This is a genomic window from Rummeliibacillus sp. TYF-LIM-RU47 (assembly GCF_008638315.1).
In the GTDB taxonomy this organism is placed as follows: domain Bacteria; phylum Bacillota; class Bacilli; order Bacillales_A; family Planococcaceae; genus Rummeliibacillus; species Rummeliibacillus stabekisii.
In genome coordinates, this window is the sequence record NZ_VVIR01000001.1 from 1,322,499 (window position 1) to 1,333,636 (window position 11,138).

9 protein-coding genes are annotated in these 11,138 nt (G+C 39.0%); 8 read left to right on the top strand and 1 reads right to left on the bottom strand.

What is annotated here, in order from left to right; all coding sequences use genetic code 11:
* Window positions 1-71: 71 nt before the first annotated feature.
* Window positions 72-1,643 (top strand): flagellar assembly protein A, encoded by a 1,572-nt coding sequence (locus F0527_RS06690; protein ID WP_150284220.1) that lies wholly within the window; start codon window positions 72-74, stop codon window positions 1,641-1,643.
* A complete protein-coding gene (locus F0527_RS06695) occupies window positions 1,636-2,367 on the top strand; it encodes a glycerophosphodiester phosphodiesterase (RefSeq protein WP_150284221.1) in 732 nt (243 codons plus the stop codon). Before F0527_RS06690 ends, F0527_RS06695 begins: the two co-directional genes overlap by 8 nt.
* A 68-nt stretch (window positions 2,368-2,435) precedes the next feature.
* Here the strand turns inward: F0527_RS06695 and F0527_RS06700 are convergent, their stop codons facing one another.
* Window positions 2,436-2,675 (bottom strand): DUF2627 domain-containing protein, encoded by a 240-nt coding sequence (locus F0527_RS06700; protein ID WP_066786703.1) that lies wholly within the window; start codon window positions 2,673-2,675, stop codon window positions 2,436-2,438.
* Window positions 2,676-2,808: 133 nt separating this feature from the next.
* Between F0527_RS06700 and F0527_RS06705 the strand changes: the two genes are divergently transcribed.
* The 6 genes from F0527_RS06705 to F0527_RS06730 all read left to right on the top strand — a co-directional run bounded on the left by F0527_RS06705 (window position 2,809) and on the right by F0527_RS06730 (window position 10,993).
* Complete coding sequence (locus F0527_RS06705) at window positions 2,809-4,857, top strand: sigma 54-interacting transcriptional regulator (RefSeq protein ID WP_150284222.1); 2,049 nt, start codon at window positions 2,809-2,811, stop codon at window positions 4,855-4,857.
* 171 nt (window positions 4,858-5,028) lie between these two features.
* Window positions 5,029-6,126: a Leu/Phe/Val dehydrogenase gene (locus F0527_RS06710; protein WP_150284223.1), complete on the top strand. Its 1,098-nt coding sequence runs from the start codon at window positions 5,029-5,031 to the stop codon at window positions 6,124-6,126.
* Window positions 6,127-6,266: 140 nt separating this feature from the next.
* Window positions 6,267-7,694 carry a dihydrolipoyl dehydrogenase gene (gene lpdA / locus F0527_RS06715; RefSeq protein WP_150284224.1) on the top strand — a complete coding sequence of 476 codons (1,428 nt, stop codon included), beginning with the start codon at window positions 6,267-6,269 and terminating at the stop codon, window positions 7,692-7,694.
* Between the two features lie 12 nt (window positions 7,695-7,706).
* Window positions 7,707-8,711, top strand: a complete 1,005-nt coding sequence (locus F0527_RS06720) for a thiamine pyrophosphate-dependent dehydrogenase E1 component subunit alpha (protein WP_150284225.1) — start codon at window positions 7,707-7,709, stop codon at window positions 8,709-8,711.
* 3 nt (window positions 8,712-8,714) lie between these two features.
* Window positions 8,715-9,698 (top strand): alpha-ketoacid dehydrogenase subunit beta, encoded by a 984-nt coding sequence (locus F0527_RS06725; RefSeq protein WP_066786718.1) that lies wholly within the window; start codon window positions 8,715-8,717, stop codon window positions 9,696-9,698.
* A gap of 17 nt (window positions 9,699-9,715) precedes the next feature.
* Complete coding sequence (locus F0527_RS06730; RefSeq protein ID WP_150284226.1) at window positions 9,716-10,993, top strand: dihydrolipoamide acetyltransferase family protein; 1,278 nt, start codon at window positions 9,716-9,718, stop codon at window positions 10,991-10,993.
* Window positions 10,994-11,138 lie beyond the last annotated feature (145 nt).

Here is an 11,138-nt window from a genome sequence, read left to right on the forward strand (position 1 = left end):
GCTTTTTGTTTCTATTGAAATAATATTAGGAAATAAATGCTATAATTATAGGATGATGGGAGGTTTTTAAGTTGGTTCTTTTTGAAAATGATTGGATTATGCTTGTGGAAAAAGAAGCGATTGTCTATGTTATAGTTAAAAAAGAAGGTTATTCTTTAAAAGAGTTTGAACCTGTATTAAAAAAATTCAAAAGAATTAAATTAAATGGTTTTCAAGCATTGCGAAGTGTCTTTTTAAATTGTTCAAAAGAAGAACAAGAAATTGGCTATTGGCTGCCACCAATTGAAATCGTTATAGCACGGGACGGTATGGCAGCTACTATGTATATTAATGATCATCCTGCAACTTTATTTCAAGATGAGTTAATTATGAATAAACAAATTAAAGAAGCAGCAGAAAATGCGGGTGTCCAATATGGTTATTTAACCCTTTCGCTTGAAACTGTTCTATTAGGCAAACCAACAGTCATAGCAAAAGGCCAGCCTCCCCAAACGGGTGAAGATGCGAAGATTACATATAAAAGCTTTCCAAAAAAGAAACCACAAATCCTTGATAATGGCCGTGCAAACCATTATGATATCAACTTTATTCAGGAAGTGAAAAAAGATGAATGGTTAGGAGAAAAAATTCCTGCGAAGAAAGGAATCCCGGGGAAAAGTGTTTTAGGCCAACGAATAGAGGCAATGGATGGTAAAGATTTTATGTTGGTTTATGATGTAAAATCTATTTATGAAAAAGAGACGAGTGGTATAGTGACCATCCATGCACTTTTTGATGGTGTCATCGAGCAACCTTATCCTCCTTTATCAGTTCAGGAACACCTTCAAATACCGAGTGATGTGGGAGTCGAAACAGGCAATCTGGAGTTCACAGGCTCGATTACGATTCGAGGAACTATTCTACCTGGATTTACAGTCAAGGCGACAGGTGACATATTGATTGAGAGCAAAGAAGGTGTAACTGGAGCTGAACTTATACAATCTACTCACGGAGATGTCTATGTTTGTGGAGGTATATATGGCAACAAAATAACGAAAGTGATGGCAGGTCAAAATATTTATGTACAATATACCAATGACTGCTATTTAGCTGCGAAAGAAACCATTTTTATAAGTACGTATGCCATCAGTACAGATATGAAGGCTCAAAATATCAGAGTCGATGAGAATAAGGGTAAACTTATAGGTGGGAGAATTTGCGCAAAAAATTCGATTCATGCAGCATGGGTTGGCAATCAGCTTGGTCGTAAAACAGACCTGATTATTTCACTCCCGGATCGCAAAGACAGCTTAAAAAAGATTAAAGAAAAAAGTGATGAAATAGAGAATCTGGAGCATGACCTGAAAGATTTAAGAGGAAAGCTAGCTCAATTGCAGAAGTTCTTGCATAAAATGATGCCAGCTCAGCGCCAAACATACGATAAGATTGCTAGTAATATTAAAGAAAAGGAATCTCAAATTGAGATACTAGAATATGAAATGGATGAGATTTTGCATCTACTGAAGAGGAGTGGTAATGAGAAAATTTCCATTACCAAAGCTGCATATCCAGAGACAACTCTCCAAATAGGTTCTGAAAGATCAACTATTCAACAAATGACGAAAGGAGAATTTAAATTGGAAAGTGGTGTTTTAAATGTCTAGACCGCTCGTTTTTGCGCATAGAGGCGCTTCTGCTCGAGGTATTGAAAATACGCTAGATGCTTTTGAATTAGCGTTAGAATCAGGGGCAGATGGTATAGAATTAGATATTCAAGCGACAAAAGATCATATTCCGGTTGTTATTCATGATCATAATTTAAGGCGTCTTACAGGGAAAAATGAGCTGATTTCGAATTTGTACTATCATCAGGTTAAACTATTACATGTTGGGAAATTTTTCTTTAGAAGGTTTAACGGAGCTAAAATTAGCACGTTTGATGAGTTTTTAGGTTGGCACAAAGTCCATTCTGTCCCCCTTAATGTGGAATTAAAAGAGTCACTGCTTCAAGATGAAAGCGCTCTAAGAGAGACTGTGGAGAAATGTAGTGAAATACCAAATTTACATATTTCATCGTTTCATCCTGAATTGCTAGAAAAAGCAAAAGAAATAGCGCCAAGAATAGAAACCGCCTTAATTGCAACAAAGAAATTGAACTGGGCAGAGTTAGACAAATTGCCATACGTAGATGTAATCCATGCGAATAAATCCCGTTATTATAAAAAAAGGTATCTTGATGCACTTACTGCTCAAGGAAGAAAGTGCCGCTTTTATAACATTACAGGTGATGAACAATTTTTGGAGGAACCGCATGATGCGGTTATCGGATGGATTACTGACTATCCAGAGAAAGTGCGGAAGATGCAGAAACTAAGTAAATCAATATAAAGCTCAGATAATTATACAAAAAGCACCGAAGAGAACACTACATTCTTGTCGGTGCTTTTTGCACATTTTTATTTTTTTTTAGTATATTTTGGCGCAACTCGTCCATTTCTACGATCACGGTTTAATAAAAAGCCGGCAAAAAATCCAAAGCCGATTAAAAACAATACGATCCCTATTACAAATTGTAGCCAAAGATATGGAATCGGATCGAATAACTTGGCGAAAAATGTATCTCGCATTAATTTTATGCCCGCTGCTGCCATAATAGCGGGTATGGCTAGAATGACAAAAGCAATAAAACGCCCCATTTTTGGTTCAACTCCTCTAATATAATCCATTTTTACTTGTATCCTGCACATTGTCAAGATAGGAAACTTCCGATAAGATGATAGCTAACCATATGAAAGAATTTTCATACATATTTGGAAGGAGTGAAGTAGAATGCATAGGATTATGATTGTAGGTGCAGGAAAAGGAGGTACAGCAATTCTACAATTACTCGCACATTCGTCAGACTGGCAAACAGTGGCTGTTATCGATAAGAATGATAATGCTAAAGGCATAAAAGAAGCTAAAAAGTCAGGAATTGCTACAGCAAATGACTGGCGTGATTTTAAGAATGCTTCTATCGATATGGCGATTGATGTGACTGGTAATCCGAAGGTCTATGACGAATTGATCGAGGAGTTACCACATAATACGACTGTGATACCGGGTAGCGTGATTGAGATTATTATCAAACTTTTGCAGGAGAAAGATTATTATATTCAAAAAATCCAAGCATTTTCTAGAAGACAGCAAATTATCTTTAACTCCATAGATGAAGGCATGATGAGCGTTAATCAAAAAGGAGAAATTATTTTTTATAATCACAGTGCTATGCGACTTACTAATACACCAATAGAAAAAGCAGTTGGCAAGCATTATAAAGACGTTATGAATGCTCTTGAACTCGAGCAGGTGATTGAAACAGGTCAAGCAGAGACAAATCAAGAATTAATTCTTCCATCTGGAAAAAAGGTCGTGCTTTCCAAAATTCCCATGGTAGATGAAAAGTCAGAACAAATTGGTGTACTTGCAATTTTTAAAGATATTTCTGAAGTTGTTGCCTTAGCGGAAGAGATTACTGATCTGAAAGAAGTAAAAAAGATGTTAGAAGCTATTATACAATCGAGCGACGACGCGATCTCTGTAGTAGATGAGAAGGGAAGGGGTATTGTAGTTAATCCAGCTTATACAAGGATTACAGGCCTGTCACCGGAAGAGATTATCGGTAAACCTGCAACTACTGATATTTCAGAAGGTGAGAGTATGCATTTAAAAGTGCTTGAAACCAAAAAACCGATACGCGGAGTTAATTTGCGCCTGGGCCCTTCCAAAAGAGAAGTTATCGTCAATGTGGCGCCAATTCTAGTTGAAGATGAGCTTAAAGGCAGCGTAGGGGTCATCCATGATGTAACAGAGATGCGCAACTTATCTAAAGAATTGAGCCAAGCGAAAACAATTATACGAACACTAGAATCAAAGTATGTTTTCGATGATATAATCGGCGATTCAGAAGAAATGAAGCTTGCGATAGAACAAGCTAAGCTCGCTGCAAAAACGCCGGTGACGGTCTTTCTAAGGGGCGAATCAGGTACAGGTAAAGAATTATTTGCCCATGCAATACATAGTGAAAGTAATCGACACTATGAGAAGTTTATTAGAGTCAATTGTGCGGCAATTGCTGAAAATTTATTGGAAAGCGAATTATTTGGTTATGAAGAAGGTGCCTTTACCGGAGCTAAAAAAGGCGGCAAGCGTGGCCTTTTTGAAGAGGCGAACGGAGGTAGTATCTTTTTAGATGAAATTGGCGAGCTGTCGCTTAGCACCCAGGCCAAACTTTTACGTGTTTTACAAGAACATGAGATTGTTAGAGTGGGCGCTACAAAACCCATTCCTATAGATGTCCGTATTATTGCAGCCACAAATGTCAATATGGAAAAAGCGCTTCATGACCATACGTTTCGAGAGGATCTCTACTACAGGCTTAATCGCATGCCAATTTATATACCACCACTTCGAAACAGACTTGAAGATATCCCGCAGCTTGTAGATCGTCTGCTTCAAAAACTCAACCGTGAGTATGGTCGAAATGTAACAAAGGTGACTAGAGGAGTAATCCAAAAGTTAAGAAACTATCAATGGCCTGGTAATGTAAGAGAATTAGAGAATGTGATTGGGCGGGCAATGATCTTTATGCCTGCTACTGAAACAGAATTACAGGAAAACTATGTGCAAATTTCGGCGCAAAAAACTTCAACATTAGAGGGCAAAGTAGAAGAAGAAATATATAACGGAACATTGGATGAAGCAATGGCCCAATATGAAAAAAGAATTATTGAAACCGCTCTCAAGGACAATAGATATAATAAAACTCAGACTGCTAAAGCGTTGCAAATTTCGATTAGAAGCTTGTATTATAAATTAGAAAAATATGAACTTGCATAAAATGGCGTGCAAATAACTGCACACATCTGCATGGCTATGCATTGAAAAAAACGTCGAAATTGTTTAAACTTTTATTTTATAAGGCAAAAAGTTTTGGCACGCTTTTTGCATTATATATTATTGACTGGATACAACCAGATTTTTTATAACTTCGAAGGAGGAATTATTAAGATGGAAATTTTCGAATATATGGGAAAATATGATTATGAACAAGTGGTTATTTGCCAAGATAAAACTTCAGGGTTGAAAGCGATTATCGCTATTCACGATACTACACTAGGACCTGCGCTTGGTGGTACTCGCATGTGGACATATGAATCAGAAGAAGCAGCTATTGAGGATGCACTTCGTTTAGCGCGCGGCATGACATATAAAAATGCAGCAGCTGGGCTTAACCTTGGTGGTGGTAAAACTGTAATCATGGGAGATCCATTTAAAGACAAAAATGAAGAAATGTTCCGCGCATTAGGCCGTTTCATCCAAGGCTTAAACGGACGCTACATCACAGCAGAAGATGTGGGTACAACAGTTGCTGATATGGACTTAATCCATGAAGAAACAAATTATGTGACAGGAATTTCACCTGCATTCGGTTCATCAGGCAACCCTTCTCCTGTAACAGCATACGGTGTTTATGTAGGTATGAAAGCAGCAGCTAAAGCGGCATTTGGAACAGATAGCTTAGAAGGAAAACGTATTTCTGTTCAAGGTCTTGGAAATGTTGCTTATTCACTATGCAAGCATCTTCACGAAGAAGGCGCAAAACTTATCGTAACCGATATTAATGAAAACGCTGTCAAACGTGTAGTTGATGAATTTGGTGCAGTTGCTGTTAGCCCTGAAGAAATTTATGCACAAGACGTGGATATCTTTGCTCCATGTGCATTAGGAGCAATCATCAATGATGAAACAATCCCACAATTAAAAGCAAAAGTAATTGCAGGATCTGCAAACAACCAATTGAAAGACTCAAAACATGGTGAGATCATTCACGAAAAAGGCATTATCTATGCTCCAGACTACGTAATCAACTCTGGTGGTGTTATCAATGTAGCTGATGAATTATACGGTTACAACTATGATCGCGCTATGAAAAAAGTTGAAGGTATTTATGATAGCATTACAAAAATTGTTGAAATATCAGAACGTGATAATATTCCAACATACTTAGCTGCAAATCGTATGGCAGAGGATAGAATTGAAAGAATGGCTAAATCAAGAGGCACATTCTTGAAAAACGAAAAAAATATCTTATCACAACGCGGATAAGTATCAAGAGATGACAATCTAGCATTTTATGATATAATTTAGTACCAGGTAATAAAATTGAATAGCTGCCGTGAAAAACGGTAGCTATTCAATTCTTTTAATATTAAAAGATATTAGTATAAAATAGGGAGTGTGTTCTTATGGCTAAGAATTATGACCTTGTCATAGTAGGTGGAGGCACTGGAGGTTATGTTGCCGCGATTCGCGCCGCGCAATTGGGTCTATCGACTGCCATTGTGGAACAAGGGAAACTAGGGGGAACTTGTTTACATAAAGGTTGTATACCAAGTAAAGCTTTGCTACGAAGCGCAGAAGTATACCGGACAACAAAAGAGCATGCAGAGAATTTTGGTGTAGATGTAAAAGAAGTCACATTCAATTTTGAGCAGGCTCAAAAAAGAAAAAATAGTATCATAGATAAACTTCATGCAGGAATCCAAGCATTGATGAAAAAAGGAAAAATTGATGTATACGAAGGCTATGGCAGAATATTAGGCCCTTCGATTTTTTCGCCAATGCCTGGCACAATCTCTGTCGAATTTAAAGACGGTCGGGAAAATGAAATGTTAATCCCACAAAACGTAATTATTGCCACAGGTTCTAGACCACGGACGCTTCCGGGACTAACGCCTGATGGTAAAAATATTGTAACATCAGATGATTTAATGTCACTTGAAACCTTACCTCAATCAATTGTCATCGTTGGTGGCGGAGTTATAGGGATTGAATGGGCATCTATGTTACATGATTTTGGAGTGGAAGTTACGGTTGTTGAATATTCGGATTCGATATTGCCAACAGAAGATCATGACATCCAAAAAGCAATGGCAACATCACTGAAAAAACGTGGCATTCAGATAGTTACAAATGCAAAAACGCTACCTGATACGTATAAAGAAACAGGCGATGGTTTTGAGATTACAGCTGAAGTAGATGGCAAAACGCAAATCTTTGCAGCTGAAAAACTTCTATTGTCTGTCGGAAGACAAGCAAACATTGAAAACATCGGCCTTGAAAATACAGATATCCAAGTAGAACGAGGTTTCATCCAAGTCAATGAGCATTACCAAACGAAGGAATCACATATATATGCTATTGGTGATGTAATCGGCGGCTTACAATTAGCTCATGTTGCTTCACACGAAGGTATTCATGCTGTAGACCATATTGCTCGCAAAGAAACATTGCCGATGGAAGCCCATAAAATTGCACGCTGTATATATGGAAGTCCGGAAATTTCCAGTATAGGCTATACAGAGAAACAAGCGAAGGAACAGGGGATTGATGTGGTAGTGGGTAAATTCCCATTCGCGGCAATTGGTAAAGCGCTCGTTTTTGGTGAGACTGAAGGCTTCGTCAAAATGATTGCAGACAAAAAGACAAACGATCTAGTCGGTGTGCATATTATGGGCGCGCATGCAACGGAATTGATTGCAGAAGCAAGCCTTGCAATGTTAGTTGATGCAACACCTTTTGAAATTTCTGCGCATATTCATCCGCATCCATCCTTATCTGAGGCAATTGGTGAAGCGGCCCTTGCTGTTGATGGAATGGCAATTCATTTCTAAGGAGAGATCATAATGATAGAAAATAAACATACTGCTTTAGGTTTATCTGATGAAGTAGTACTTGATATGTATAGAACAATGCTGCTTGCCCGACGTATTGATGAAAGAATGTGGCTATTAAACCGTGCAGGTAAAATCCCATTCGTTATATCTTGCCAAGGACAAGAGGCAGCTCAAATCGGCGCAGCATTTGCTTTAAATAATAAAAAAGATTATATTGCACCGTATTACCGAGATATGGGCGTTGTGCTACATTTCGGCATGACAGCAAAAGAGTTGATGCTTTCTGCATTTGCGAAAGCGGAAGATCCTAACTCTGGCGGCCGCCAAATGCCAGGTCATTTTGGTCAAAAGAAAAACCGCATTATTACAGGTTCTTCACCTGTAACGACACAAGTTCCACATGCGGTAGGTGTGGCACTTGCGGGGAAAATGCAAAAAGAAGATTTTGTCACATTTGTTAGTCTTGGAGAAGGATCTTCAAACCAAGGTGATTTCCATGAAGGGGCTAACTTTGCTGGTGTTCATAAGCTTCCTGTTATTATTATGGTGGAAAATAATCGCTATGCTATTTCAGTGCCGCTTAGCAAGCAAGTTGCGTGTGAAAATGTCTCAGACCGTGCGATTGGCTACGGTATGCCTGGCGTAACAGTAGATGGCAACGATCCACTTGAAGTGTATAAAGTGATGAAAGAAGCAGCAGATCGTGCAAGAAACGGTGAGGGACCAAGCTTAATTGAGACGATCTGCTATCGTTTAACTGCACACTCATCTGATGATGACCATCGTCAATACAGAACAGAAGAAGATTTGGCAGAAGGCCGTGCGAATGATCCGATTGTTCGCTTTGCAGCATATTTAAAAGATTTAGGCGTTCTAACTTCAGAAATAGAAGAAAAGATGCAAGAAGAAATCATGGCTGAGGTTGACGAAGCGACTGATTATGCGGAAAACGCTCCATATGCGGAGCCGGAACATGCATTGCAATACGTCTACGGAAACCATGAGGAGGTGTAGCAGATGGCGAATTTATCATATATTGATGCCATTACATTAGCGATGAAAGAAGAAATGGAAAGAGACGATCGTGTCTTTATTCTTGGAGAAGATGTCGGTTTAAAGGGCGGCGTGTTTAAAGCAACGCAAGGCCTTTACGATGAGTTCGGTGAAGAACGTGTGATTGACGCACCTCTTGCCGAATCAGCAATTGTCGGAGTTGGTATTGGTGCAGCGATGTATGGTTTAAGACCTATTGCTGAAATGCAATTTGCGGATTTTATCATGCCTGCTGTCAATCAAATTATTTCGGAAGCGTCTAGAATCCGCTACCGCTCAAATAATGACTGGAATTGTCCAATGGTTATTCGTGCTCCATTTGGTGGAGGAGTCCATGGCGCGCTTTACCATTCTCAATCAGTAGAAGCAGTATTTGCTAATCAACCCGGTTTAAAAATCGTCATTCCATCAACTCCATATGATGCGAAAGGATTGTTAAAAGCAGCGATTCGCGATGACGATCCTGTCCTTTTCTTTGAACACAAAAGAGCGTACCGCCTGATTAAAGGCGAAGTGCCAGAAGAGGACTATACAATTGAAATCGGCAAAGCTGATGTGAAACGAGAAGGCGAAGATTTGACTGTCATTACGTATGGCCTTGGCGTGCATTTTGCATTGCAAGCAGCTGAACGTTTGGAAAAAGACGGCATCTCTGTCCATGTATTGGACTTACGTACGATCTACCCATTAGACAAAGAGGCTATTATTGAAGCTGCAAAGAAAACGGGTAAAGTATTGCTTGTAACAGAAGATAATAAAGAAGGTAGCGTCATGAGCGAAGTCTCTGCGATTATTGCGGAACATGCGCTATTCGATTTGGATGCGCCAATCAAACGCTTAGCAGGTCCTGATGTACCGGCTATGCCTTACGCGCCAACAATGGAAAAATTCTTTATGATTAATCCAGATAAAGTAGAAGTAGCAATGCGTGAATTAGCTGCATTTTAAGCAAAGGGGGTTTTAAAATGGCAATTGAACAAATTACAATGCCACAACTAGGAGAAAGTGTAACGGAAGGCACAATCGAAAAATGGTTAGTTAAACCGGGCGACGAAGTGAAAAAGTACGATACATTAGCGGAAGTGCAGACAGATAAAGTAACAGCTGAACTCCCATCATCCTTTGCGGGCAAAATCATTGAATTAATCGCAAACGAAGGTGACACCATTGCGGTGGGCGAAGTTGTTTGTAAGGTTGAAATTGAGGGAAGAGCTGCAGAAGAAAAAACAGAGGCTTCTTCTCCTGCAGAAACAAAGAATGAAGAATCAGCAAGCGATCAAAGTATGAAAAAAAGGTATTCTCCTGCAGTCGTTCGTATGGCATCAGAGCATGGCATCGACTTGAATATGGTTGAAGGCAGTGGAACTTCTGGTCGGATTACAAGAAAAGATATTCAAAAGATCATTGATTCTGGAGAAATGCCAGCTACTAAACCAAATCCAGAAGTAGAAGCAAAACCAGTTGCTACTCCAGAGCAACCTAAAGTTCAGGCTGAACCAGTACCTGTTAAAGAAGAAAAAACGTATGAGCCAACTGCTACGGGCGATATTGAAATTCCTGTTTCAGGCGTCCGTCGTGCCATCGCTAAAAATATGGTGAATAGCACACAAGAAATTCCGCATGCGTGGCTAATGATGGAAGCTGATGTCACTAATTTGGTGAATTACCGTGATTCAATTAAAGGTGACTTTAAAAAACGCGAAGGCTATAACATCACATACTTTGCTTTCTTTGTAAAAGCAGTTTCACAAGCTTTAAAAGAATTCCCTATGATGAATTCACAGTGGCAAGGCGATAAAATTATCCAGAAGAAGGATATCAACCTTTCCATTGCTGTTGCAACGGAGGATGCCCTATTTGTTCCTGTTATCAAAAATGCAGATGACAAATCAGTTAAAGGCATTGCCAAGGAAATTCATGAGTTAGCTTCGAAAGTGCGTGCTGGCAAGCTGAAATCAGATGATATGAAGGGCGGCACATTCACCGTTAATAATACCGGTGCATTTGGCTCCGTCCAATCAATGGGCATCATCAATCATCCACAAGCAGCGATTCTACAAATTGAATCCATTGTGAAACGCCCGGTGATTATGGAAGGCGGCATGTTTGCAGCACGAGATATGGTTAATTTATGCCTATCGATTGACCATCGTATTCTAGATGGTTTAGTGAGTGGCAAATTCCTTTCTCGTGTTAAAGAATTGCTTGAGGGCTATTCAAAAGATACAATGTCAATTTATTAATGATTAATACTTTTGAATTGGTTGAGAATCTCATTTCTCCTTCCATCAAAATCTTTTCATATGACAAAAAGAAATAAACTAAAATGAAGTCTGGTAACCTAGTTGAAATGGTTTTCAGACTTCTTTTACTTTTAAGCTATGTACA